At 74.0% G+C, this 24767-nt stretch carries 21 protein-coding genes and 1 pseudogene; 4 read left to right on the forward strand and 18 right to left on the reverse strand.

Going from position 1 to position 24767, the window contains the following annotated elements:
- The 12 genes from VGI02_RS11255 to pyrR all read right to left on the reverse strand — a co-directional run.
- A partial coding sequence (locus VGI02_RS11255; RefSeq protein WP_331627436.1) for a primosomal protein N' occupies positions 1-2117 on the reverse strand: 2117 nt, incomplete at its 3' end.
- Positions 2118-2575: 458 nt separating this feature from the next.
- Positions 2576-3754 carry a methionine adenosyltransferase gene (gene metK / locus VGI02_RS11260; protein ID WP_331627437.1) on the reverse strand — a complete coding sequence of 393 codons (1179 nt, stop codon included), beginning with the start codon at positions 3752-3754 and terminating at the stop codon, positions 2576-2578.
- Between the two features lie 196 nt (positions 3755-3950).
- Positions 3951-5195 (reverse strand): bifunctional phosphopantothenoylcysteine decarboxylase/phosphopantothenate--cysteine ligase CoaBC, encoded by a 1245-nt coding sequence (gene coaBC, locus VGI02_RS11265; protein WP_331627438.1) that lies wholly within the window; start codon positions 5193-5195, stop codon positions 3951-3953.
- A 39-nt stretch (positions 5196-5234) separates the two neighbouring features.
- A complete protein-coding gene (rpoZ, locus tag VGI02_RS11270; protein ID WP_331627439.1) occupies positions 5235-5519 on the reverse strand; it encodes a DNA-directed RNA polymerase subunit omega in 285 nt (94 codons plus the stop codon).
- 2 nt (positions 5520-5521) lie between these two features.
- Positions 5522-6202: a guanylate kinase gene (gene gmk / locus VGI02_RS11275; RefSeq protein ID WP_331627440.1), complete on the reverse strand. Its 681-nt coding sequence runs from the start codon at positions 6200-6202 to the stop codon at positions 5522-5524.
- Positions 6199-6516: an integration host factor, actinobacterial type gene (mihF, locus tag VGI02_RS11280; RefSeq protein WP_331627441.1), complete on the reverse strand. Its 318-nt coding sequence runs from the start codon at positions 6514-6516 to the stop codon at positions 6199-6201. Before mihF ends, gmk begins: the two co-directional genes overlap by 4 nt.
- Before the next feature lie 266 nt (positions 6517-6782).
- Positions 6783-7685, reverse strand: coding sequence for an orotidine-5'-phosphate decarboxylase (gene pyrF / locus VGI02_RS11285; protein ID WP_331627442.1), 903 nt, complete (start codon positions 7683-7685; stop codon positions 6783-6785).
- Positions 7682-11074, reverse strand: coding sequence for a carbamoyl-phosphate synthase large subunit (gene carB / locus VGI02_RS11290; protein ID WP_331627443.1), 3393 nt, complete (start codon positions 11072-11074; stop codon positions 7682-7684). Before carB ends, pyrF begins: the two co-directional genes overlap by 4 nt.
- Before the next feature lie 3 nt (positions 11075-11077).
- Positions 11078-12187 carry a glutamine-hydrolyzing carbamoyl-phosphate synthase small subunit gene (carA, locus tag VGI02_RS11295; RefSeq protein ID WP_331627444.1) on the reverse strand — a complete coding sequence of 370 codons (1110 nt, stop codon included), beginning with the start codon at positions 12185-12187 and terminating at the stop codon, positions 11078-11080.
- Positions 12184-13503: a dihydroorotase gene (locus VGI02_RS11300; RefSeq protein ID WP_331627445.1), complete on the reverse strand. Its 1320-nt coding sequence runs from the start codon at positions 13501-13503 to the stop codon at positions 12184-12186. The genes carA and VGI02_RS11300 overlap by 4 nt, the downstream gene beginning before the upstream one ends.
- Entirely contained in the window at positions 13500-14531 is a 1032-nt protein-coding gene (locus VGI02_RS11305; protein ID WP_331627446.1) for an aspartate carbamoyltransferase catalytic subunit, read from the reverse strand. The genes VGI02_RS11300 and VGI02_RS11305 overlap by 4 nt, the downstream gene beginning before the upstream one ends.
- On the reverse strand, positions 14528-15130 hold the full coding sequence (gene pyrR / locus VGI02_RS11310; RefSeq protein ID WP_331627447.1) for a bifunctional pyr operon transcriptional regulator/uracil phosphoribosyltransferase PyrR: 603 nt from the start codon (positions 15128-15130) through the stop codon (positions 14528-14530). Before pyrR ends, VGI02_RS11305 begins: the two co-directional genes overlap by 4 nt.
- Positions 15131-15475: 345 nt before the next feature.
- Here pyrR and bldD point away from each other — a divergent pair, with 345 nt between their 5' ends.
- On the forward strand, positions 15476-15964 hold the full coding sequence (gene bldD / locus VGI02_RS11315) for a transcriptional regulator BldD (protein WP_331627448.1): 489 nt from the start codon (positions 15476-15478) through the stop codon (positions 15962-15964).
- 303 nt (positions 15965-16267) lie between these two features.
- Here bldD and nusB read toward each other — a convergent pair.
- The 3 genes and pseudogenes from nusB to VGI02_RS11330 all read right to left on the reverse strand — a co-directional run.
- A pseudogene (nusB, locus tag VGI02_RS11320) lies at positions 16268-16699 on the reverse strand (transcription antitermination factor NusB); the annotation flags it as partial.
- On the reverse strand, positions 16699-17262 hold the full coding sequence (efp, locus tag VGI02_RS11325) for an elongation factor P (protein ID WP_331627450.1): 564 nt from the start codon (positions 17260-17262) through the stop codon (positions 16699-16701). The pseudogene nusB and the gene efp, both read right to left, overlap by 1 nt.
- Before the next feature lie 74 nt (positions 17263-17336).
- The gene (locus VGI02_RS11330; RefSeq protein ID WP_331627451.1) at positions 17337-18470 is read right to left on the reverse strand and encodes a M24 family metallopeptidase; all 1134 of its coding nucleotides are present in this window, start codon (positions 18468-18470) and stop codon (positions 17337-17339) included.
- 76 nt (positions 18471-18546) lie between these two features.
- Between VGI02_RS11330 and VGI02_RS11335 the strand changes: the two genes are divergently transcribed.
- The gene (locus VGI02_RS11335) at positions 18547-19428 is read left to right on the forward strand and encodes a hypothetical protein (protein ID WP_331627452.1); all 882 of its coding nucleotides are present in this window, start codon (positions 18547-18549) and stop codon (positions 19426-19428) included.
- A 3-nt stretch (positions 19429-19431) separates the two neighbouring features.
- Here the strand turns inward: VGI02_RS11335 and VGI02_RS11340 are convergent, their stop codons facing one another.
- A complete protein-coding gene (locus tag VGI02_RS11340; RefSeq protein WP_331627453.1) occupies positions 19432-20319 on the reverse strand; it encodes a LysR family transcriptional regulator in 888 nt (295 codons plus the stop codon).
- Positions 20320-20365: 46 nt separating this feature from the next.
- On the opposite strand from VGI02_RS11340, the gene VGI02_RS11345 reads away from it, so the two are divergent.
- Positions 20366-21325, forward strand: a complete 960-nt coding sequence (locus VGI02_RS11345; RefSeq protein ID WP_331627454.1) for an EamA family transporter — start codon at positions 20366-20368, stop codon at positions 21323-21325.
- Between the two features lie 9 nt (positions 21326-21334).
- On the opposite strand, the gene rox is transcribed toward VGI02_RS11345, so the two are convergent.
- Positions 21335-22813 carry a rifampin monooxygenase gene (rox, locus tag VGI02_RS11350; RefSeq protein ID WP_331627458.1) on the reverse strand — a complete coding sequence of 493 codons (1479 nt, stop codon included), beginning with the start codon at positions 22811-22813 and terminating at the stop codon, positions 21335-21337.
- 161 nt (positions 22814-22974) lie between these two features.
- Positions 22975-23328, reverse strand: a complete 354-nt coding sequence (locus VGI02_RS11355; RefSeq protein ID WP_331627455.1) for a VOC family protein — start codon at positions 23326-23328, stop codon at positions 22975-22977.
- 157 nt (positions 23329-23485) lie between these two features.
- Here VGI02_RS11355 and VGI02_RS11360 point away from each other — a divergent pair.
- The coding region (locus VGI02_RS11360; RefSeq protein WP_331627456.1) for a DUF222 domain-containing protein at positions 23486-24767 on the forward strand (1282 nt) is incomplete at its 3' end.

The following is a 24767-nucleotide window of genomic DNA, read 5'->3' on the forward strand; positions in this document are numbered from 1 at the left end:
GCGGCGGCGGCGGCCAGCTCGGTCGCCAGTGCTCGCCCGGCCCGGCGCGGCACCCGGACCAGGCAGCGCTCGGCCCGTTCGGTGCGCTCGTCGCCGCCCGGTAGCCGGGTGCCCGCGGGCAGCTCCACCGGCCCGAGGACCTCGGCGTCCGGCTCCCCCTCGCCGGTCTCGGGCAGGTGCAGCACGTCGAGCAGCGCGCGCAGCGCCTCCGGGTCCCCGTCCAGCGCGGCCATCCGGACCGCGGGCGGCAGGCCCAGCTCGGTGCGGGCGTCGAGCTCCGCGCCGGCGTGCCCCGCCGGGTCCCACCGGACGAGGGCCTGCACCGCCGCGACGCTCGACTCGGCGACGACCACCACGCGCCCGCCGTCGGGAGCGGGCCGCACCAGCGAGGCCGCCGCGAACCACCGCCGCAGCGTCTCCTCGGCCGCGCGCAGCTCCGGGCGGGCCAGCAGCGCCGAACCGTCGAGCAGCAGTGCCGCGCCGTATCCGCCGTCGGCGACCGGCTCCGCGCCCGGCGTGGCGACGACGAGGGCCGGGCCCGCGGGCACGGTGTCGAGGACCGGGGCGCCGCCGCCCGACGAGCGGACCACGGTCTGCGGGAAGGCGCGCCCGAGCTCCTCGGAGGTTCGGCCGCTGCCGACGACGGAGGCGCGCAGCTTCGGGGACGCGCACGCCGGGCAGCGGTAGTTGGTGTCGGGGCGGCCGCACCAGCGGCAGGTCGGCGGGCTCGGGGTGTCCTGGGTCCCGGCCGGGATCCCCAGCGGGCCGTGGCAGTGGCGGCAGCGGGCCGGCTCGCGGCACCGCGCGCACGCGACGGCGGGGAGGTAGCCGCGACGGGGCACCTGCACGAGGACCGGGCGGTGCGCGGCGAGTGCGGCGCGGGCGGCCTCGAACGCGACGCCGGGCACGCGGGCGGCGCGGGCGGAGGGGTCCCGCAGGAGCTGGTGGTCGTCCTCGCCGATGGAGGTGACGCGGGGAGCCCGCGCGCGGACGGTGGTGCGATCGGCGACGACCGCGTGGGCCCACCCGGTGCGGACCAGCACCTCGGCCTCGGCGGTGCGGGTCGCGCCGGCGACGAGGAGCGCGGCGCCGCTGGCGTGGGCGCGGGCGAGCAGGACGTCGCGGGCGTGCGGGTAGGGGGCGCGTGGCTCGGCGTGGCTGTCGTCGCCGTCGTCCCAGATGACCAGCAGGCCCGGGTCGTGGACCGGCGCGAACGCGGCGGCGCGGGTCCCGATGGCGAGCCGCTTGTTCCCCCGGGCCACCGCGAGCCAGCGCCGGTACCGCTCCGCGGGCCCGAGATCGGCGGCCAGGGCGGCCACCTCGTCCTCGCCGAGGACCTCGACGCACGCGGCCTGGAGACGGTCGAGGTCCCGGCGGTCGGGGACCACGATCACCGCGCCCTGCCCCGCCCCGATCGCGGCGCGCGCGGCTTCGGCCAGCCGCCGCGCCCAGTCCTCACCGGGCAGGGCCTGCCAGACGGCGTGCGCACCCCGGCGGCGTGCGAGCGCGTCGAGGAACGCGGGCCCACGCGGGTAGGCCGACCAGCCGGGGTCGTCATGGCCCGGTGCGTCGCCCTCGCCCTCGCCGTCGCCGCCGTCGCTCGGAGGGGGCGGGTCGGCCGCGTCGTCGTCCGGCCGGGACGGCGCCTCCTGCTCGACGCGCGCGTGCCGCGGCGGGACCGCCAGCCGGAGCACGTCCGCGAGCGTCCCGGCGTAGCGGTCGGCCACCGTCCGACAGAGCGCCGCGAGCTCGCGCGAGAGCACCGGCTCCGACGAGACGACCTTGTCCAGCCAGCCGAGCTTGCCGTCGTGATCGGAGGTGTCGGCGCGGTCGAGGACGAACCCGTCGACCAGCCGGCCCGCGAAGCGCACCCGCACGCGCGCGCCCACGACCGCGGTCTCGTGGAGCTGGACCGGGACGCGGTAGTCGAAGAGCCGGTCGAGATGGGGCAGCGACACGTCGACCGCGACCTTGGCGACCGATCGCTCCGGCGCGGGGAAGCGCTCGTTGTGCTTCGGCTTCGCCGGGGTGGACTTCGCGGGCTTGGCCGGAGGCGGCTGTGCCTCGGGCATGCCGGGCAGCGCGAGGACGTCCTCGTCGGCCCGGGATCCGCTCATGCGCGCCGGTCTACCAGAGCGCCCCGACGCGGCGGGGCGGGTCCCGGTGATCGCCCACCGCCACCATGATCATGGGCACACCAGGCCGGGCGACGCGCCCGCTGGACTGCCTCACGTGCCCCTCGTCGCGTAGCGCGGGTCGAGGTCGAGTCCGCCCGGCCTCGCTCTCATGATCATGGGCACACCCGGCAGGTCGGGCGGGCCGGGTGCCTGCGTGGAGTGCCCCTCGTGGGGTGGTTCGGGCGTGTGCTCCGCGTGCGCCGGGCCGGTCCATGATCACGGGCACTCCAGGCCTCGACATCGAGGATGTGGAGTTGCTGACGTCCGGCGTCAGCGGTGCCGCATCGCTGACATCTGAGGCGACCAGGCGACCCCCCGACGCCCCCGCAATGCACGACGGCCCGGCCACCCCTCGGATGAGGAGCGACCGGGCCGGTCGTCACGTCAAGCGCGGACTGTCAGCTCGCGATCGACTTGAGCTGGTCAGCGCGGTCGGTGCGCTCCCAGGGCAGGTCGAGGTCGTCGCGGCCGAAGTGGCCGTACGCCGCGGTCGGCTGGTAGATCGGGCGCAGCAGCTCGAGGTCGCGCACGATCGCGCCGGGGCGCAGGTCGAAGACCTCGTGGATGGCCTTCTCGATCTTGGCCGGGTCCACGTTCGCGGTGCCGAAGGTCTCCAGGAAGACACCCACGGGCTCGGCCTTGCCGATCGCGTAGGCGAGCTGGACCTCGGCGCGCTTGGCCAGGCCGGCGGCGACGACGTTCTTCGCCACCCAACGGCCGGCGTAGGCGGCCGAGCGGTCGACCTTCGACGGGTCCTTGCCGGAGAACGCGCCGCCACCGTGGCGGGCGTAGCCGCCGTAGGTGTCGACGATGATCTTCCGGCCGGTCAGGCCCGCGTCACCCATGGGGCCACCGGTGACGAAGCGGCCGGTCGGGTTGACCAGGATCTTGGTGTTCGACGAGTCGAGGTCGATGCCCTCGAGGACCGGCAGGATGACCTTGGACTTGATGTCCGGGGCCAGCATGTTCTCGAGGTCGATGTCCGCCGCGTGCTGGGTCGACAGGACCACGGTCTCGACCGCGACCGGCTTGTCGTCGTCGTACGCGATGGTGACCTGCGTCTTCCCGTCGGGACGCAGGTACGGCAGCGTGCCGTCCCGGCGGACCGCGGTGAGCTTGCGGGCCAAGCGGTGCGCGAGCCCGATCGGCAGCGGCATCAGCTCGGGGGTGTCGGCGTCGGCGTAGCCGAACATCAGGCCCTGGTCGCCGGCACCCTGCTTCGCGATCTCGTCCTCGGAGCCCTCGACGCGGGTCTCGTAGCCCTCGTCGACGCCCTGCGCGATGTCCTTGGACTGCGCGCCGATGGAGATCGACACGCCGCAGGTCTCGCCGTCGAAGCCCTTGGCCGACGAGTCGTAACCGATGTCGAGGATCGTCTTGCGGACGACGTCGACGTAGTTGACCTGCGCGTTGGTGGTCACCTCACCGGCCACGTGGACCTGTCCGGTGGTGACCATGGTCTCGACGGCAACGCGGCTCTTCGGGTCCTGCGCCAGCAAGGCGTCCAGAATCCCGTCGGAGATGGCGTCACAGATCTTGTCCGGGTGGCCCTCGGTGACGGACTCAGAGGTGAACAAACGCCTAGCGGGCACAATCTCTCCCTGCCTCGACAATGGGACCTCCTGACAATAACGGGTCCCGCCCGCCTCAGCAGGCCCCTGACCGGCCCCGTTGCGCACCCGGTCACAGTCCGGTTGTGCTCCGTGACGACGTATGGGAAAGGCGGAACGGACCCATCCGAGCACGGAGCGAATCCGCCCGGTGACGCAGCGTCTACCCCAGTCGGGGGGCCACGGCGTCCCAGACGCGGGCCGCGAGGGCGGCCTTGGAGCCCATCGGCAGCTGGGCCGACGATCCGTCGGAGCCCAGCAGCCAGCCCTCGTTGTCCGACCCCTCGAACGCCGAGTGATGGCCGCCCCCGCCTGCACCGACGGCGTTCACGACGAGGAGGTCGCACCCCTTGCGGGCGAGCTTCGCCCGTCCGTACGAGAGGACGTCGTGGTCCTCGTCACCGGTCTCCGCCGCGAAGCCCACGACGAGGCGTCCGGGGACCTGCTCGGCCACGAGCTCGGCGAGGATGTCGGGATTACGTGTGAGAGGGATCGCGGTCGGCTCGTCGTCGCCCTTCTTGATCTTGAACCCGGCGACGGTGGCGGGCCGGAAGTCGGCCACGGCGGCGGCCATGACGACCGCGTCGGCGTCCTTCGCGGCGTCGACGACGGCCCGGCGCATCTCCTCGGTGGTCCGCACGGCGACGAGGTCGACGGCCGCGGGCGGCTCGAGGTCGGCCGTCGTCCCGGCGATCAGGGTGACGCGGGCGCCGCGCTGGGCGGCGACGCGGGCGAGCGCGTAGCCCTGGCGTCCGGAGGAGCGGTTGCCGATCGTGCGCACCGGGTCGAGGGGCTCCGCGGTGCCTCCGGCGGAGACGACGACGTGGCGGCCCTCGAGGTCGCGGGGCAGCGCCGCCGCGTCCTCGAGGAGCAGGCGGGCGAACTCGGCGATCTCGACGGGCTCGGGCAGGCGCCCGGGCCCGGAGTCGGCACCGGTGAGACGACCCGAGGCGGGCTCGAGGACGACCGTGCCGCGCCGGCGCAGGGTCGCGACGTTGTCGCGGGTGGCGGGGTGCTCCCACATCTCGGTGTGCATCGCGGGCACGGTCAGCACCGGACATCGCGCCGTCAGCAGCGTGGAGGTGAGCAGGTCGTCCGCGCGGCCCACCGCCAACCGCGCGAGCAGATCCGCGGTGGCGGGGGCGCAGACGACGAGGTCGGCGCGGCGCCCGAGCGCGACGTGGGTGACCTCCGGGACGTGCTCGAACACCCCGGAGAGGACCTCGCGCCCGGACAGCGCCTCGAACGTGGCGGCCCCGACGAAGGTCAGGGCGTTGGGGGTGGCCACCACCTGGACCCGGTGGCCGGCCTGGCGCAGCCGCCGGAGCAGCTCACAGGCCTTGTAGGCGGCGATGCCCCCGGAGACGCCGAGGACGATCTCCTTCGGGGACGTTCCGTTCGAGGACATTCCGTTCGAGGACGCAGCGCCGCCCTCCGACATCTGTGGTTACTCGCCCTCGGTGTGCTCGAGCAGGTGCCCGTGGATCTCGCGCATGGCGATCGAGAGCGGCTTCTCGCGCGGGCCCGGCTCGACCAGCGGCCCGACGTACTCGAGGAGCCCCTCACCGAGCTGGGCGTAGTAGTCGTTGATCTGACGCGCCCGCTTGGCCGCGTAGATCACCAGCGCGTACTTCGAGCTGACGGTCTCCAGCAGCTCGTCGATCGGCGGGTTGGTGATGCCCTCGGGGACATCGTGGAAGCCGGCCGCGACGCGGCTGGTGATGATGCTCAAGGTCACTGGCTCCTGCGGTTCGGGGACCCTGCGGTCTGGGTGACGGCCCGGGTGGGCGGCCCGGCTGCAGCGTCACCGGAAGTGGGGTCGCAGGCAGGGCCGTCAGAAGGGTGACTCAAGTCTACCAATCGCCGTGCGGTCTCCCGGACGTCGTGGTTCACCAGCGCGACGTCGAACTCGCGGCGGGCCGCCAGCTCGACCCGCGCGGTGGCCAGGCGCCGGTCGACGACCTCCTGCGGCTCGGTCCCTCGGCCGGTCAGCCGCGAGACGAGTTCCTCCCAGGACGGCGGCTCGAGGAACACCAGGAGCGCGTCCGGCCTGCGTTCGTGGACGGCACGCGCGCCGGCGAGGTCGAGCTCCAGCAGCACGGGCTCCCCCACCGCCAGGTGCGCCTCGACGGGGGCGGCCGGGGTGCCCGAGCGGTGCAGGCCCCGATGGATCGAGGCCCACTCCAACAGCTCCCCGCCCGCCACCATGCGGTCGAACGTCTCGTCGGAGACGAAGTGGTACTCCCGCCCGTCGACCTCCCCCGGTCGAGCCGCCCGGGTGGTCGCCGAGACGCTGAACCACAGCGGGGCGTCCATCCGACGCAGCTCGGCGACGACGGTGCTCTTGCCGACCCCGGACGGCCCGGCCAGGACCAGGAGCCGTCCCCGGGGAGAGGAGGTGGGCGGGGAGGTCACTCGCCGTCGAACTCCGCGAGCAGGGCCTTGCGCTGGCGCTCCCCCAGGCCGCGCAACCGGCGGCTGGGGGCGATCTCCAGCCGCTCCATGATCTGCTGGGCGCGGACCTTGCCGACGCCGGGCAGGGCCTCGAGCAGTGCCGAGACCTTCATCTTGCCGAGCACCTCGTCGGAGTCGGCCTGGTCGAGGACGTCACCCAGGTTGGTGCCGCCTCGCTTGAGCCGTTCCTTGAGCTCGGCCCGGGCGCGACGGGCAGCGGCTGCCTTCTCCAGCGCGGCCGCCCGCTGCTCCTCGGTCAGCTCGGGAAGTGCCACGGTCTCCTCCGGTTCAAGCGGGGTCGGTGGTGTTTCGGGCGATACCGAGGTCTCACAGGGGGGCCCGACCCACGGTCAGCAGGGCGGGCGGACCTCGTCGCAGGCGAACGTACCGCCTCCTGCGCCGCGACACAGTCCATGGGTGTCCGGCATGTGAACGTCTTCGCTCCGTCGGTGGTCCTGCTGCGCTGGGACGACGGCGCGGCGTTCGGCGACGCGCCGGAGTCCTCAGGCGCCGAGCGGCCCGGTGCGCCTTGCGTCGGGTGTCATGCGCCGACCGGTCCGGCGGGCAGCCCCAGATCGGCCAGCGAGCCGTTCAGCGCCGCGCACGCGTCGTGCAGCGCTTCCGGGTGCGGGCCCGCGGCGAGGATCTCCCGCGAGCTCGACGGGATCACCGGACCACTGCCCGCGGCGAAGGCCTCCGCGACGTCGGCGGGGGTCGCGCCCTGCGCGCCGAGCCCCGGGACGAGCACCGGGCCGCCGAGCCTCGAGAGGTCCAGGCCGTGGGGGCGCCCGGTGGTGCCCGCCGTCGCACCCACCACCACGCCCGCCACCCCGGGGTGCCGCGCGTTCACCGCGGCGCAGGAGTCGACGACGCTCTGGGCGACCTCGCGCATGCCGCGGTAGGAGCCGTGGCCGGGGCCGGAGGGGTCGAGCGTCCACGCCTGCGCGGACTGGACCGAGGGGGCCTCCGGGTTCGAGGTGCGGGCCAGCACGAACACGCCGCGCCCGGTGGCGGCGGCGAGGTCGATCGCGGGGGTCAGCGACCCGACGCCCAGGTACGGCGAGAGGGTCACGGCGTCGGCGGCGAGCGGCGAGGTGTCCGCGAGCCACGCCGACGCGTAGGCGGTCATGGTGGAGCCGATGTCCCCGCGCTTGGCGTCGGCGATCGTGAGCAGCCCGGCGTCGGCGGCGTCGGCGAGCACCCGCTCCAGGGCCCGCACTCCCCCGCTGCCGTGCACCTCGAACAGCGCCACCTGCGGCTTGACGACCGCCACGTGCCCGGCCAGTGCGGCCACCGCGTCACGCCCGAACCGCTCGACCCCGGCCGCGTCGTCCTCGTGGCCCCAGCGGGCCAGCAGGCCCGGGTGCGGGTCGATCCCGACGCAGAGCGGCCCGTACCGGGCCACCGCCGCCCCGAGCCGCGCGACGAACGGGGCCCGGGTCACGCCGGGCCCGCCCCGGCGGGCGCGTCGCCCGCGGTCTCGGCGCGGGCCTTGGCCAGCCGTTCGTGCAGCACCTGCAGCGGCGTCACGGCGACGTCGCCCCGGATGACGGCCTCGATGGCCTGCACTGCCGCGGCCGCGCCCTGCACCGTCGTCACGCACGGGACACCCACGTTGAGGGCCGCCGCGCGGATCTCGTAGCCGTCCACGCGGGGGCCCGCGTGCCCGACCGGGGTGTTGACGATGAGGTCGACCTCGCCCGCCGCGATGGTGTCGACGATGTTGTCCGGGCCCTCGAAGTGCTTGCGCACCACCTGGCACGGGATGCCGTTGCGCTCCAGGACGCTGGCCGTGCCCGCCGTCGCGAGGATCTCGAACCCGAGGTCGGCGAGACGCTTGACCGGGAAGATCAGCGCCCGCTTGTCGCGGTTGGCGACCGAGACGAACACCTTCCCGCTGGTCGGCAGACGTCCCGTCGCCGCGGCCTGGGCCTTGGCGAACGCCGTCGAGAACGCGACGTCGATGCCCATGACCTCGCCGGTGGACTTCATCTCCGGTCCGAGCAGCGAGTCGACCCCGCGCCCGTCGGGCCTGCGGAAGCGGTGGAACGGCAGGACCGCCTCCTTGACCGCCACCGGGTGCTCGCGCGGCAGGTGCCCGCCGTCGCCCGCGGCGGGCAGGACGCCTTCCCGGCGCAGGCCCGAGATCGTGGACCCGAGCATCACCCGGGCCGCCGCCGACGCGAGGGGGACGCCGGTGGCCTTGGAGACGAACGGGACCGTGCGGCTGGCGCGCGGATTGGCCTCGAGGACGTAGAGGACCTCGTCCTTGAGCGCGTACTGCACGTTCATCAGCCCGAGCACCCCGAGCCGGCGCGCGAGGGCGACCGTCGAGGCGCGGACCGTCTCGATCTCGGTGAGCCCGAGGGTGATCGGCGGGAGCGTGCAGGAGGAGTCGCCCGAGTGGACCCCCGCCTCCTCGATGTGCTCCATGACCCCGCCGAGGTAGACCTCGCCGGTCGCGTCGCACAGCGCGTCGACGTCGATCTCGATGGCGTCGTCGAGGAAACGGTCGACGAGCACCGGGTGGTCGGGGGTGACCTCGGTGGCCCGGGCGATGTAGTCGGCCAGGGTCTCATCGTCGTAGACGATCTCCATGCCGCGCCCGCCGAGCACGTACGAGGGCCGGACCAGCACCGGGTAGCCGACCTCGGCGGCGATCGCGCGGGCCCCGTCGAAGCTGGTCGCCGTGCCGTAGGGCGGGGCGGGCAGGCCGGCGTCGTCGAGGACCTGGCCGAAGGCGCCCCGCTCCTCGGCGAGGTCGATCGCCGCGGGTGGGGTGCCGACGATCGGGACGCCCGCGGCCTCCAGCGCGGCGGCCAGCTTGAGCGGCGTCTGGCCGCCGAGCTGCACGACGACGCCCGCGAGGCCCGGGGTCCGGGTGCCGTCGGGGTGCCGGACGCTGTCACCGCCACCCGAGAGGCGCTCGACGTGCACCACCTCGAGCACGTCCTCCTCGGTGAGGGGCTCGAAGTAGAGGCGGTCGGCGGTGTCGTAGTCGGTGGAGACCGTCTCCGGGTTGCAGTTGAGCATCACGGTCTCGAACCCGGCCGCGCGCAGCGAGGTGGCCGCGTGCACGCAGGAGTAGTCGAACTCGATGCCCTGCCCGATGCGGTTCGGCCCCGAGCCCAGGATGATCACCTTGGGCCGCTCGGACTGCGGGGTGACCTCGGACTCCGCCGCCGGATCGGACTCGTAGGCCGAGTAGTGGTACGGCGTGCGGGCGGCGAACTCCGCGGCACACGTGTCCACCGTCTTGTAGACCGGCCGGACGCCGAGGCGGTGACGCAGTGCCCGGACCCCGGCCTCGCCGGCGAGCTCGGGGCGCGACCTCGCGACCTGCAGGTCGGACAGGCCCGCGCGCTTGGCGCGGCGCAGCAGCGCGGCGTCGAGCACCGGTGCGTCGCCGATCTCCCGGCGCAGGGCCACCAGGCCCTCGATCTGCTCGACGAACCACGGGTCGATCCCGGAGGCCTCGCTGACCTGCGCCACGGTCGCGCCGAAGCGCAGCGCACGCTCCACCGCGTAGAGCCGTCCGTCGCGCGGCAGCGACGCCTGGTGCAGCAGCGCCTCGAGCGAGGTGTCGGCGTCCGGGTCGGGCCGGGTGCCGAAGCTCGCGTCGGCGGTCTCGGTGGAGCGCAGGGCCTTGTTCAGCGCCTCCGGGAACGAGCGGCCCAGAGCCATCGCCTCGCCGACCGACTTCATCGTCGTCGTCAGCGTGGGGTCGGCTCCGGGGAACTTCTCGAACGCGAACCGCGGGACCTTGACCACGACGTAGTCCAGCGTCGGCTCGAAGCTCGCCGGGGTCTCGCCGGTGATGTCGTTGGAGATCTCGTCGAGCGTGTAGCCGACGGCCAGCCGCGCCGCGATCTTGGCGATCGGGAACCCGGTGGCCTTCGAGGCGAGCGCGGACGACCGCGAGACGCGCGGGTTCATCTCGATCACGACGAGGCGCCCGGTCTCCGGGTGGACCGCGAACTGGATGTTGCAGCCGCCGGTCTCGACGCCGACCTGGCGCAGCACCTCGATCCCCAGGTCGCGCATCGCCTGGTACTCGCGGTCGGTCAGCGTCATCGCGGGCGCGACGGTCACCGAGTCACCGGTGTGCACGCCCATCGGGTCGACGTTCTCGATCGAGCACACCACGACGACGTTGTCCTTGCCGTCGCGCATGAGCTCGAGCTCGTACTCCTTCCAACCGAGCACCGACTCCTCGATCAGCACCTCGTGCACCGGGCTCGCGGCGAGACCGGTCCCGGCGAGGCGCTCCAGCTCCTCGTCGGAGTAGGCCAGGCCGGAGCCGAGGCCGCCCATGGTGAACGAGGGACGGATGACGACGGGCAGCCCGACGTCGGCCACCGTGGCGCGGACCTCGGCCATCGAGTGGCAGACCTCGGAGCGCGGCACGTCGCCGCCGATCGACCGGACGATGTCCTTGAACTTCAGGCGGTCCTCGCCGCGCTGGATGGCGTCGATGTCGGCGCCGATCAGCTCGACCCCGTAGCGCTCCAGGACCCCGGCGTCGTGCAGCGCGATCGCCGTGTTCAGCGCGGTCTGGCCGCCCAGGGTGGCGAGCAGCGCGTCCGGCCGCTCCGCCTCGATGACCTTGGTGACGTACTCGACGGTGATCGGCTCGACGTAGGTGGCGTCGGCGTACTCCGGGTCGGTCATGATCGTCGCCGGGTTGGAGTTGACCAGCGAGACGCGCAGGCCCTCCTCGCGCAGCACACGGCAGGCCTGGGTGCCGGAGTAGTCGAACTCGCAGGCCTGCCCGATGACGATCGGGCCGGAGCCGATCACCAGGACGTGGTGGATGTCCTCGCGGCGCGGCATGCCTCAGCGCCCTCCCATCAGGCCGGCGAAGCGGTCGAACAGGTCGGCGGCGTCGTGGGGACCGGCGGCCGCCTCCGGGTGGTACTGCACGGAGAAGGCTGGCACCTCGGTGCAGGTCAGTCCTTCGACGACGCCGTCGTTCGGGCATCCGTGCGACAGGTGGACGTCCCCGTGCGGGGAGTCGACGTGCTCCCCGGGCGTGCCGGCGACGGCGAAGCCGTGGTTCTGGCTGGTGATGGCCACCGTCCCGGTGGTGTAGTCGAAGACCGGGACATTGATGCCCCGGTGTCCGTATCGGAGCTTGAAGGTACCGAGCCCCAGCGCGCGCCCGAGAATCTGGTTCCCGAAGCAGATGCCGAACAGCGGCACCCCGCGGCGCAGCACCTCGGCGGTGAGCCCGACGGCGTGCTCGGCGGTGGCCGGGTCCCCGGGGCCGTTGGAGAGGAACACGCCGTCGGGCGAGCCCTCGAGCAGTTCGTCGATCGTCGCGGTGCTCGGCAGCACGCGGGTCTCGATGCCGCGCGCGGCGAGCATCCGTGGCGTGTTCGCCTTGATCCCCAGGTCCAGCGCGGCCACGGAGAACCGGCGGGTGCCCTCGGCGGCCACCGTGTACGGCGCCGTCGTCGTGACCTCACCCGCGAGATCGGCGCCGGCCATCGCCGGGCTCCCGCGCACCGCGTCGAGCATGTCGGCCTCGGTGCCGAGCGCGTCCCCGGAGAACAGGCCGGCGCGCATCGACCCCGACTCGCGGAGCCGCCGCGTCACCGCCCGGGTGTCGACCCCGGCGACGCCGACGACGCCCTGGCGGGTGAGCTCCTCGGTGAGGCCGCGGCTCGAGCGCCAGTTCGACGGCATCCGGGCCGGGTCGCGCACGACGTAGCCGGCGACCTGGATGCGTGCGGACTCGTCGTCCTCGTCGTTCCAGCCGGTGTTCCCGATGTGCGGCGCGGTGGAGACGACGATCTGGCGGTGATAGCTCGGGTCGGTGAGGGTCTCCTGGTAGCCGGTCATGCCGGTGGTGAAGACGGCCTCGCCGAGGCTGCGGCCGCGGGCCCCGAACGGTTCACCGTGATGGACGGTCCCGTCCTCCAGCACCAGCAACGCCTCAGTCACGAAGGACCACCTTCACTCTGCTGAATCCTTCCGTCCCGCACCGTCCATCGTCCCCGCAGCATGGTGTGGACCACCGAGCAGGGGAGGTCCATTCCCTCGTACGGCGTGTTGTCCGCGATGCTCGCCAGCTCCGCGCCGCGCACCGTCCAGGCGGCGTCCGGGTCGACGAGCGTGAGGTTCGCCGGCTCACCGGGGGCGAGCGGCCTGCCCTGGTCGGCGAGCCCCGCGATACGCGCGGGGGCCTCGCTGCACACCCGCGCCACGCCGCGCCAGTCCAGCATGCCGGTGCCGACCATGGTCAGCGCGACCACCGGCAGCGCCGTCTGCAGCCCGAGCATCCCCGGGCGCGCGACCGACCACTCGCAGTCCTTCGCCTCGACGGCGTGCGGCGCGTGGTCGGTGGCCACACAGTCGATCTCGCCGTCGGCGAGGGCCCGGCGCAGCGCGAGCGTGTCGGCCTCGGGGCGCAGCGGCGGGTTGACCTTGTGCACCGGGTCGTAGTCCTCGGCGGCGGCGTCGGTGAGCAGCAGGTGGTGCGGGGTGACCTCCGCGGACACCCCGAAGCCGTCCCGCGCCGCCACGTGCCCGCGCGCCCAGCGCAGCACCCCCACCGAGCCCGCCGTCGAGAGGTGGCAGACGTGCAGGCGGGCGCCCGCGGCCGCGGCGAGCATCGCGTCGCGGGCGACGATCGACTCCTCCGCGCTCGCGGGCCAGCCGGTGAGGCCGAGCCGGGCCGCGACCGGGCCCTCGTGGGCCTGCGCGCCGACGGTCAGGCGGTGGTCCTCGGCGTGCTGGGCGACCACCGCGTCCAGCGAGCGCGCGTACTCCAGCGCGCGGCGCATGATCAGCGGGTCGTTCACGCAGCGGCCGTCGTCGGAGAACATCCGCACGCCCGCGGGCGAGGCGGCCATCATCCCCATCTCGGCGAGGCGTTCCCCGCCGAGCCCGACGGTCACCGCGCCGACCGGGTGCACGTCGACCAGCCCGGCCTCGCGCCCGAGCCGCCACACGTGCTCGACGACGACGGGTGAGTCCTGCGCGGGGTTCGTGTTCGGCATCGCGAAGACCGCGGTGTAGCCGCCGAGCGCGGCGGCGGCCGAGCCGGTGGCGACCGTCTCGGCCTCCTCCCCGCCCGGCTCGCGCAGGTGGGTGTGCAGGTCTACCAGACCCGGGAGGGCGACGAGCCCGGTGGCGTCCAGGTCCTCGTCGATCGTCTCGTCGGGGCCGAACGCCCCGACCAGCACCCCGTCGCGGACGGACAGGTCGGTGGCGTCCTCGCCGTAGGGGCGGACGTTCCTGATCAGTGTGGTCGTCATGCCACGTCCTCCCCGGCGAGCAGGTGATAGAGGACCGCCATCCGGACGTGCACGCCGGCCGTGACCTGGTCGGCGATCGCGGCGCGGTCGGAGTCGGCGACCGAGCTCGCGATCTCCATGCCGCGCACCGCCGGTCCGGGGTGCAGGACCACCGCGTGGTCGGGCAGCGTGTCCGCGCGGCGCTGCGAGAGACCGAAGCGCACCGCGTACTCCCGCGCGGAGGGGAAGAAGCCGCCGTGCATCCGCTCGGCCTGCACCCGCAGCATCATCACCGCGTCCGGCCCGGTGGCGAGGTGCGCGTCGAGGTCGTGGGTGACCGTGACCGGCCAGGCGTCCACGCCGGTCGGCAGCAGCGTCGGGGGCGCCACCAGCGTCACCTCGGCGCCCAGGGTCGCGAGCAGGTGGGCGTTGGAGCGGGCCACCCGGCTGTGCAGGACGTCGCCGACGACCGCGACCCGGCGCCCCGCGAGGTCCGCGCCGAGCCGCTTGCGCAGGGTCGCGGCGTCGAGGAGGGCCTGGGTGGGGTGCTCGTGCGTGCCGTCGCCCGCGTTGACCACGGCGACGTGGGCCCGGCTGTCGCCCCCGTCCCGCCCCAGGTGCGAGTGCCCTACCCGGTCGAGCCAGCCCGCGATGCGGTGCGGCGCCCCGGAGGCCGGGTGGCGGACGACGACCGCGTCGGCGCCCGCCGCCGCGAGCGTGCTGGCGGTGTCGCGCAGCGACTCCCCCTTGCCGACGCTCGAGCCGGAAGCGCTGACGTTGATGGTGTCCGCGCTCATCCACTTGCCCGCGACCTCGAAGGACACCCGGGTGCGCGTGGAGTTCTCGTAGAACAGCGTGACGATCGTGCGGCCCCGCAGCGTCGGCAGCTTGCGCACCGTGCGCCCGGTGAGGGCCTGCTCCATGTTCTCGGCGGTCGCGAGCAGCCCCTCGGCCTGGTCACGGCGCAGGTGCTCGGCCGAGAGCAGGTGCCGGAGGCCGACCGCGCCGGAGCCCGCCGGGGCCTCGGCGTCGTTCCGGGGGGCGGTCATCGCAGCGTCACCCCGTCGTGGCCGTCGGACTCCCGCAGCGAGACGGCGACGTCCTCGGCGCGATTCGTCGGCACGTTCTTCCCGACGTAGTCCGCCCGGATCGGGAGCTCGCGGTGCCCCCGGTCGACCAGGACGGCGAGCTGGACCGTGCGGGGCCTGCCGTGGTCGCGCAGCGCGTCGAGGGCGGCGCGCACGGTGCGCCCGGACATCAGCACGTCGTCGACGAGCACGACCGTGACGTCGTCGATCCCGCCGGCCGGGATGTCGGTCTCCTCCAGGGCCCGCGTGGGCTGGAGCCGGAGGTCGTCGCGGTAGAGCGTCGGGTCGAGGGTCCCGACGACGACGCCGCCGACCGGGTCCGCATCGCCTGCCGCGGCGATGGCCTCGATGCGCTCGCCGAGCCTGCGGGCGAGGTGGACGCCGCGGGTGGGGAGGCCGAGGAGCACGACGGGTGCTCCGGAGTCGGCCGTCTTCTCGAGGATCTCGTGGGCGATCCGGGCGATGGTGCGTGCGAAATCCGCCGACGAGAGCAACTCGCGCTCACCCTCGGCGTTCGTCGTACCACCCGGCCCGGAACCGCCCCGGCGCCGCGTGGGCACTCGGGGACCTCCTTCTCCGCCTCGCGGGACGGCTCTTAAAGGATGTCGATGGGGTTCGGACACGACACTATCAGCCACGGTGTGCGACCGATCAGGTCGCCCGAGCGATCACGGACCCCGGTCGGCGGGCGCTCTGCACGCAGGCGATCACAGTCGGCGTTGACCGCGCCGAGACGTGAACCACTCGACCGGATCGGCGTGCCGCGCGACACACCCGACGACCAGCGACGAGAACCTGGCTTGACCTCGTGATCGCCGAGGGCGCATCATCACTCTCCGTATAGGATTCAGCAGGGCTGCGTCGGCGGACACCCCGTCGGACGCGCGGGAACGGGGTGCCGCCACATGGGCGACTATGCGAAGGCGCTGGGCGCCAAGCTTCGGGGGATCCGACAGCAGCAGGGACTCTCCCTGCACGGCGTCGAGCAGAAATCGGGCGGCCGCTGGAAGGCGGTCGTCGTCGGGTCCTACGAGCGTGGTGACCGAGCGGTGACCGTCCAGAAGCTCGCCGAACTGGCGGACTTCTACGGCGTGCCGGTGGCCGAGCTGCTGCCCGAGGGACGCATCCCCTCGGGCTCCGAGCCGGCCGCCAAGATCGTCATCAACCTGGAGCGGCTGCAGGCCCTGCCCGCGGACAAGGCGGGCCCGCTCGCGCGGTACGCCGCGGCGATCCAGAGCCAGCGCGGCGACTACAACGGCAAGGTCCTCTCGATCCGCAACGAGGACCTGCGCTCGCTCGCGATCATCTACGACATGACGCCGGGCGATCTGTCCGAGCAGCTCGTCGAGTGGGGCGTGCTGCCGCCCGAGGCGCGGATCGCCCGCGAGGACTGACCCGCCGATCCCGGCTCGGGCGCCGTGCCCCCGCACCGAGCCCGGGTCAGCGTGTCCGCCCGTTCCCGCACGAGGGGAACCCCCGTGCGCCTAGAACGACCGAATCCTCCCCTCGCCCGCTGTGCCGGCGGGACCCGAGGGGAGGATTTCGTCGTTCTAGTCGTCCGAGGGTGCCCCTCGGGCCGGGTCCTCGGGGTCCGGCTCCGCCACGGTGTCCCCTGCTTCCGGCTCCGCGGGTTCCGCGTCGGGCGGCACCTCCAGCCGTTCCCGCTCCGGCGCCGCCACCGGCTCGCGCCGCCCGGACGCCAGGCCGGCGAGCACCCCGTTGACGAACCGGGGCGAATCGTCGGTCGAGAGCTCGCGCGCCAGCAGGATCGCCTCGTCGATGGCCACGGCGTCGTCGACGTCGTCGGTGAAGAGCACCTCGAACGCCCCGATGCGCAGGATCGCGCGGTCCACCGCCGCCATCCGCTCGACCGACCACCCGCGGGCCATCTCCCCGAGCGAGGCGTCGATGTGGTCGCGGTGGGCGACGACCCCCTCGACGAGGGTCTGGGCGAAGTCCGAGACCGGGGGCGCGTCGGCACCCGCGATCCGGCGGCGGAGCACCTCCAGCGGATCCTCCGCGCGTGCCTCGGACTCGAAGAGGATGTCCAGGGCGCGCTTGCGCCCCTTGGAACGCGAGCCCTTGCGGGCCGGGACGTCGCGGTGCGGTGCCTGCTCCGTCTCCCGCACTAGCTCGACACGCGACCGAGGTACCGGCCGTCACGGGTGTCGACCTTGACCGTGGTGCCGGTCTCGAGGAACAGCGGGACCTGGATCTCCGCACCGGTCGACACGGTGGCGGGCTTGGTGCCGCCCGTCGACCGGTCGCCCTGCACACCGGGGTCGGTGTGGGTGATCTCCAGCTCGACCGAGGCCGGCATCTCGATGAACAGCGGCGCCCCCTCGTTGAAGGACACCTGCACCTCCTGGTTCTCCAGGAGGAAGCGTGACTGGTCGCCCACGGTCTGCCCCGGGACCGGGATCTGCTCGAAGTCGGCGGAGTCCATGAACACGAAGTCGTCGCCGTCGCGGTAGAGGTAGGTCATGTCCCGGCGGTCGACGTTGGCCGTCTCCACCTTGGTGCCCGCGTTGAAGGTCTTGTCGACGACCTTGCCGGTCATGACGTTCTTCAGCGTCGTCCGGACGAAGGCGCCGCCCTTGCCCGGCTTGACGTGCTGGAACTCGGTGACGGACCAGAGGTTGCCGTCGATCTTCAGCACCAGGCCGTTCTTCAGGTCGTTCGTCGTCGCCACTGCCGCGTCGTCTCCTGTGCTCGATCTCGTTCCGGGACGCCGTGGTCCCCGATGGTCTCCGGTCGGGCCCCGCGTCAGCCCAGGACCAGGAGATCCCGCGTCGACGCGGTCAGCGGTTCGGCCCCGGACCCGGTCACGACCAGGGTGTCCTCGATCCGCACGCCGCCGCGACCGGGGAGGTAGACGCCCGGCTCGACGGTGACCGTCATGCCCGCCTCCAGGGTAGCGGTCGCCGTCGAGGCCATCGCGGGAGCCTCGTGGATGACGAGGCCGACCCCGTGACCCACCGGGTGGACGAACTGCTCGCCGTACCCGGCGTCGGTGATGACGTCGCGCGCGGCGGCGTCGATCTCGCGGGTGCCGACGCCGGGTCGCAGGGCCGCCCGACCGGCCGCCGCGGCCGCGTCGACCAGCGCGTAGATCTCGCGCTGCCAGTCGGCGACGGCGCTCGACGGCCCGACGAGCACGGTCCGCGTCATGTCCGAGTGGTAGCCGTCGACCAGGGCGCCGAAGTCCATCGTGACGAGGTCCCCGGCCGCCAGCGGCGCGTCGGAGGGCCGGTGGTGCGGGATCGCGGAGTTCCCGCCCGCGGCGACGATCGTCTCGAAGCTGGGTCCGGAGGCCCCGTGGCCCACCATCCGCTCCTCCAGCTCGTGCGCGACCTCCCGCTCGGTGCGCCCGGGAGCGAGGACCCCGTCGACGACGGCGCCGGCGAGCGCGGCGTCGGCGGCGGCGCAGGCGAGGCGCAGGGCGTCGATCTCGCCGTCGTCCTTGACCGCCCGCAGTCGCTCCACCAGCCCCGGCGCCCGCCGCAGCTCCGCGTCGGCCGCCGCCGTGAGGGTGTCCAGGACGTCGACGGTCACCTGGGCGCTGTCGAACCCGATCGCCCCGGCACTGCTGGCGCCCAGCAGTGCCGGAGCGCAGGCCCGATCTACGAGCAGTGGCAGGTCGGGGGTCTCGGCGGACGCCTGGGTGGTGTAGCGGCCGTCGGTGGCGAGCACCGTCCGGTCCTCGGCGTCCGGGGAGTCCGCGGCGTGCACGAGCAGCGCCGCGTTCGACCCGGTGAACCCGGCCAGGTAGCGGACGTTCACCAGGTCCGTGACGAGCAGCGCCTCCAGGTCCGCCTCGCGCAGGGCCACCCGCAGGGCCTCCCGCCGCCGGGACGCCGCCGGGTGCGGGCGGGGGGTGAACGTGCTGCGTGCGGCCACCCCGCGAGCGTAGGGCCGAGGCGCAGGGAGGACGGGTGCAGGGAGGCCATGACCAGGCGCACCGTACGGTGGGCCCGTGCGTCCCTGGGTGCTGCGGGCTCTGGTCATGACCCTGCTCTACGGCGTGGGGCAGGCGCTGTTCGTGGCGCTCTCGTCGCGGTTCGTCGACACGACCCTGACCTGGTCGATCCTGCTGCTCGGCGTCCTGCTGCTCGTCGGTCTCGTCTGGGGCGGCGCCGAGGTGATCGCCGACCGTGTCCCGCCGGAGTGGACGTGGCTCAAGGCCTCGTTCGCGACCGGGCCTGCCGCGGGACTGCTGACCTGGATCCTGCTCGCGCTCTTCGTGGACGCCGTCGGGGTCGAGGACCTCGGCTCGGCGCTGATCGGCCGGGCGTCGTTCACGGTCCTGCTGGTCCTGGCCTCGGCGTCGCTCGGCTCGCGTCTGGGCTGGCTGTCCCTGCGCCGCAGTGGCGACCCGCGGGCCGACCGGGACCCGACCGCGGACACCGACGAGCCGATCGCGGACGCGGACAGGGCGACGACCATGGCGGGCGACGCCGGCGCGGCGCCTGCGCTGCCGTCCTCGACGGCCGACCGCGTGGCCGCCCGCCGCGCCCGTCGTCGTCAGGAGCAGGCCGCCGCGGGATCGGACTCCGCAGGGGCCGGTGCGGCCCGGCCGATCGGTGGCGACCGGGGCGACGACCCCACCCGCATCCCGTTCGGCGGTGGACCCTTCGCCGACCCGCCGTCCTCGCCCGGGCCGTCCGAGCCTGCGGCCTCCGGGACGTACGCGTCCCCCGTCGTGGCCGTCCTGCCCCCGGTGACCCCCCTGCCGTCGGCGGACGAGACGGCGCCGGGTCCCGACGACTCCCCCGACGACGGCGAGCACACGGGCGGCCCCCGGACCGGCGCGAGCAGGCGCCGCTTCGGTCTGCGTCGCCCCGACGACGACGACTGAGGATCACCGCAGCGCCCCGAGCACCAGCGCGAGCGGTGGCCAGGACGCGCGTCCTCGGCGGGTGACCGCCCGGCAGCGCAGTCGCACCTGCGGATCGCGCAGCTCGAGCACCCGCACGCCCGGGCGGACCGGCCGGTCGACCGGGAGCAGGCCGACCCCGAGGCCGGCGACGACGAGGTCCTCGACCAGGTCGAGGCTGTCGGCCTCGTGGGTCATCCGCGGCTCGAACCCCGCCGTGGAGGCCAGCAGGCGCTCCACGTCCTCGTCGGCGCGGTTGCGGGAGTTGCCGATCCAGTCGTGGTCGCGGTAGGCCCCGACGACGGCGGCCGCCGGGCCCGCGACGGCGGGGGCGTCCTCGCCGGGGACCCCGAGCCCCCACCGCGCCTCCCACAGCGGGCCCCGGGTGAGCGCCGAGGGGGGCGGGGTGATCGCGGACGGGGCGAGGTCGTAGTCGTAGACCAGCGCCAGGTCGACGGCGTCCGCGTCGAGCAGGGCGAGCGCCTCGGTCGGCTCGTGCTCGCGGATCGTGAGCCGCACCCGGGGGTGCTCGTCGGCGAAGGCCGCGACGATCGGCATCAGCGAGCGCCGGACCGCGGTCGCGAAACCGGCCACGCGGACCGTCCCGGCGGGGTCCCCGTGCGGGTCGAGGTCGTGACGCGCGGAGTCCACGGCGGCGAGGATCTCCACCGCGTGCCCGGCCAGCCGGCGCCCGGCCGGGGTGAGGCGGACCCGGCGGCCGTCCGGCTCCACGAGCGGCACCCCGGCCTCGTGGGCGAGCGCGGCGATCTGCTGGGAGACCGAGGACGTCGACGTCTGCAGGGTCTCGGCGACCGCCCGCATGGAGCCCAGACGGGCGAGCTCGACGAGGTAGGGCAGGCGCCGGGTGTCCACGACGGCATCGTCCTGGAGGTGCGGACGGTATGTCCATCATTCTCACGTGGACGCGGACGGTCTGCGCGGCGTTGACTGCGCGGCCGTGACCTCACCACGTGCCCGCACCGGCGCGGTGCTCGCCGTCGGCTCGATGTCCTGCGTCCAGCTCGGCCTCGCCGCGTCGGTGGACCTGTTCGCCCGCGTGCCGCCGGAGGGGGTGGCGGCGCTGCGGCTCGTGTGGGCGGGGCTGCTGCTCCTATTGCTCGTGCGGCCCCGCCCCTCGGCGTTCACGCGCTCGAGCGTCGGGGCGTCCGCCGGGCTCGGGGTGGTCACCGCGGGCCTGACGATGCTGTTCATGGCCGCGGTCGCCCGGATTCCCCTCGGTACGGCGAGCGCGATCGAGTTCCTCGGGCCGCTCGGCGTCGCGGTCCTGCGCGGCCGCGGGACCGGGATCGTGTGGCCGGTGCTCGCGGCGGCAGGGGTGCTGCTGCTGACCGAGCCGTGGCGGGGCGGCGTCGACCCCGTCGGCGTCGGGTTCGCCCTGGCCGCCGCGGCCTGCTGGGCGGCCTACATCCTGCTCACCCAGCGTGTCGGCGACCAGGTGACCGGCCTGCAGGGTCTCGCGGTGTCGATACCGGTCGCCGGGCTGGTGAGCGCAGCGGTGGCGGCCGGAACCGTGCCGGGCCTGGTGTCTGCGCTGACCGTCCCGGTGCTGCTCGCCGGTCTGGGGCTGGGTCTGCTGCTGCCGGTGGTGCCCTTCGCATTGGAGATGCTCGCGCTGCGCCGGCTCACGACGGGCGCGTTCGGCACGCTCATGGCGCTCGAGCCCGCCATCGCGCTCGTCGTCGGCGCGGTGGTGCTGGGCCAGCTCCCGACGCTGCTCGGCATCGTCGGGATCGTGCTGGTGGTGACGGCGGGCGTCGGTGCGGCGCGGACCGGAGGTCGGGAGCCCCTGGACGACGAGCAGGCCGGGGACGTCCTGGCGGCGTTCCCGGCCTGCTCCACGGGTCTCCCCGACCGGTAGACCCCGGTTCTACCCGGGTACGGGGGCGCGGGAGTCCCGGACGAGGTCGTCCGCCGTCGGTGGGGTTCCGGCCGCGCCGAACCACCGGGGCAGCACGCCCCGCAGGTCCTCCTGGTCGTCGCCGACCCACACCACGTGGCCGTCGGGCCGCAGCAGCACCGCGGGCACGTCCAGTTCGTCGCCGGAGTCGACGACGTGGTCGACCCGGTCGGACCATCCCGCCACCGAGAGCCGGCCGGTCCGGTCCAGCAGCAACCCCCGCCCGGCGTGCATCAGCCCGTACAGATGGCCCCGCCCCAGCTCGATGTCCCGCAGCCGCCGCCCGAGCAGGTCGTGGCCCTGCCCGACGTCGTAGCGGATCGCTATCGCGAGGAGCTTCTCGGTCAGATACCGGTTCACCTCCTCGAAGTCCATCAGCTCCGACAGCAGGTGGCGGACGGCCCGGGGACCGGGCTCGACGGACATCAGCTGGATCTGGGCCCGGGTGGTGACCAGCACCTCCGCCGCCACCGGGTGCCGTTCGCTCTCGTAGCTGTCCAGCAGCCCCTCCGGAGCGCGGCCGTCGATCTCGGCCGCCAGCTTCCAGCCGAGGTTGAACGCGTCCTGCAGGCCGAGGTTGAGTCCCTGACCGCCGGTCGGCGGGTGGACGTGCGCCGCGTCGCCGGCCAGCAGCACCCGGCCCACCCGGTACCGCTCGGCCTGCCGCGTCGCGTCGCCGAAGCGGGAGAGCCAGCGTGGCGAGTGCACGCCGAAGTCGGTGCCGGCGACGGCCCGCAGCTGCCGCCGAATCTCCTCGAGGGTCGGTGGGACCGAGCGATCCTCCGCCAGCCCGTCGGCGGGCACGACGACGCGGTGCGCACCGTTGGTCATGGGCCCGACGCCGAAGCGGACCTGGGTCCTGCGGACCTCGGCCACCACCGCGGCGACGGTCTCCGGTGGCGCGGCCACCTCCATCTCGCCCAGCAGCGTCTCGACGGTGGTGGGTTCACCGGGGAAGCCGACGCCCAGCAGCTTGCGCACCGTGCTGCGGCCGCCGTCGCACCCGACGAGGTAGCGGGAGCGCAGCCGCGTGCCGTCGGCGAGCCCGACGGTCACGCCCTCGTCGTCCTGGTCCAGCCCGACCACGGTGCAACCGCGCCGGATCTCGACGTCGAGCTCGGTCGCCCGCTCGGTCAGCAGGCGCTCGGTGACGGGCTGCGGGATGCCCAGGACGTACGCGTGGGCGCTGTCCAGACCGTCGGGCGCCGGCTTCGGGATGGCGGCGAAGAACCCGCCGACCGGGTGCTGCTGCCCGTTCTCGAGGAACCGCTCCAACAGGCCGCGCTGGTCCATGATCTCGATGCTGCGCGCGTGCAGTCCGAGCGAGCGGACGACCTCGGTCGGTTCGGCCTCCTTCTCCACCACGAGCGGGGCCACCCCGTGCAAACGCAGCTCGCAGGCCAGCATCAAGCCGGTCGGTCCACAGCCGGCAATGATCACGTCGAAAATGAGAATCTCCCCGGAGGCGACGTATTCTCGGATTCCCGCAGGTTTCGCGGTTCCCCCGATTCGGCCGGGCGATTCTGCGGGAGAACCCGGGTCTTGCCACAAGCCCCGGGACCCGCTATACGTTGGTAGTGGCGGGGAGAGATCCCCGCCTTTTCTCGTCCCTAGGCCTGGTGCAGGCTGATGACGTTGCCGTCCGGGTCGGCGAGGAAGCAGAAGCGCCCACCCGGTTCGTCCGACGGTGCGCTCACCTCGGCGCCCCGGGCCACCAGATCGCGGTGGGCCGCATCGAGGTCGTCGGTGTCGAGGACGAGTCCGCGCAGGCTTCCCGCGGGCATCTCCGCGAACCACGTGACCAGGGCGAAGGTCGTCGCCGAGCCCGGCGGCGCCACCTGGACCCACCGCTGCCCCGGTCCGAAGGTCGCGTCGGCGACGGTCTCGAACCCGAGCACGTCGGTGTAGAAGCCCCGGGCGCGTTCCTGGTCGCTGACGGGCACCGAGACGACCGAGACCCACATCTCGCGGCTCCTTCCATCGGGATGAACCGAGGATGGCACGGGGCACCGACACCGCTCCGGGGTGCTCCGAGCGACAGCCTCCGCTGCTCTGATTGCGATCGCACATGTGTTCGAATAGCGGCTGTTGTTGCTGGTCAGGGGACCGTAGCCTGGTGGTATGAGTTCCCCGAGTGCCGCGGACGAGGCGGTGATCGCCCGGGTCCGCGAGGCCATGACCGCAGCGCGGCACGCCGAGCACGCGCTGCTGGGTGCGGTCGGGGAACTCGCCGAGACCGGCGCCTGGGAAACCACCGGGCACCGCAGACCCGCCCGGCTGCTCGAGGAACTCTGCCGGGTCGACCCCGCCCACGCCGCCCGACTGATCACCCACGCCGAGCACGTCCTGCCCACCGTCACCCTGGCCGGGCAGCCGGTGCCGCCGCGCCTGCCCCACACCGCCGCGCTGGCCGCTGCCGGTGAGATCGGCGACGGACACCTGCGGGTGCTCCTACGGGCCCACGACCGGATCTCCCGGATCACCGGGATCACCCCCGAGCAGGTCACCGACGCCGAAGGACTGCTCGCCGAGGCCGCCCGATCCCTGGCCCCCAGCGCCCTGGAGCGGATCGTGGAACGGCTGCTCGCGACCCTGGACACCGACGGCGCCGCCCCGGACGAAGACCCCGAACCGATCGACGAACTGCTGCTCTGCCACCGCCGCGACGGCACCCTCGCGTTCACCGGCCGCGTGCACGGCATCGCCGACGTCGACCTGCTGCTCGAGACCCTCGACGCACTCAGCGTCCCCGCCGGCCCCGACGACCCCCGCACCCTCGCGCAACGCCGCGCCGAAGCCCTGCTCGACCTGTGCAGCCAGGCCCGCGGCCCCACCGGCATCGCCGACCACGACCCGGTCGACGAGAACCCGGACGACGGGGATGCCGCGGACGAGGACCCGCTCGACGACGTCGACTGGCGCGACCACCGCGACGAAGACTCCGACAGCTCCCACCGCCACGGCCGGCTACGCCCCGTCCCCGACCACCACCCGCCGCCGCCGAGCACAGCTGAACCGGAGCGGGGCACAGCGGAACCGGTCGACGACGATCAGCCCACGCCCACCCCCACGCCCACGCGGTCCGGCCGGCGGGCACCGGTGCTGCCCATCCCCGCCCGCGCCCAGATCGCGGTCACCATCCCCCTTAACTGGCTCCGCGAGCAGACCGGCCACGCACTACTCGACTCCGGACGCCCGCTCGATCCCGCCACAGCCCGACGCCTGGCCTGCGACGCCAACATCATCCCCACCGTGCTCGGTACGCGGAGCGAACCCGTCGAACTCGGTCGCGCGGCGTACGTCGTCACCGAAGCCCTCCGGCGGCTGCTGATCATCCGCGACCGCGGATGCGCCCACCCCGGCTGCCGACGACGCGCCAACCGCACCCACGCCCACCACATCC

Origin of the sequence: Actinomycetospora sp., assembly GCF_036497245.1 — a bacterium.
Classification (GTDB): Bacteria; Actinomycetota; Actinomycetes; order Mycobacteriales; family Pseudonocardiaceae; genus Actinomycetospora.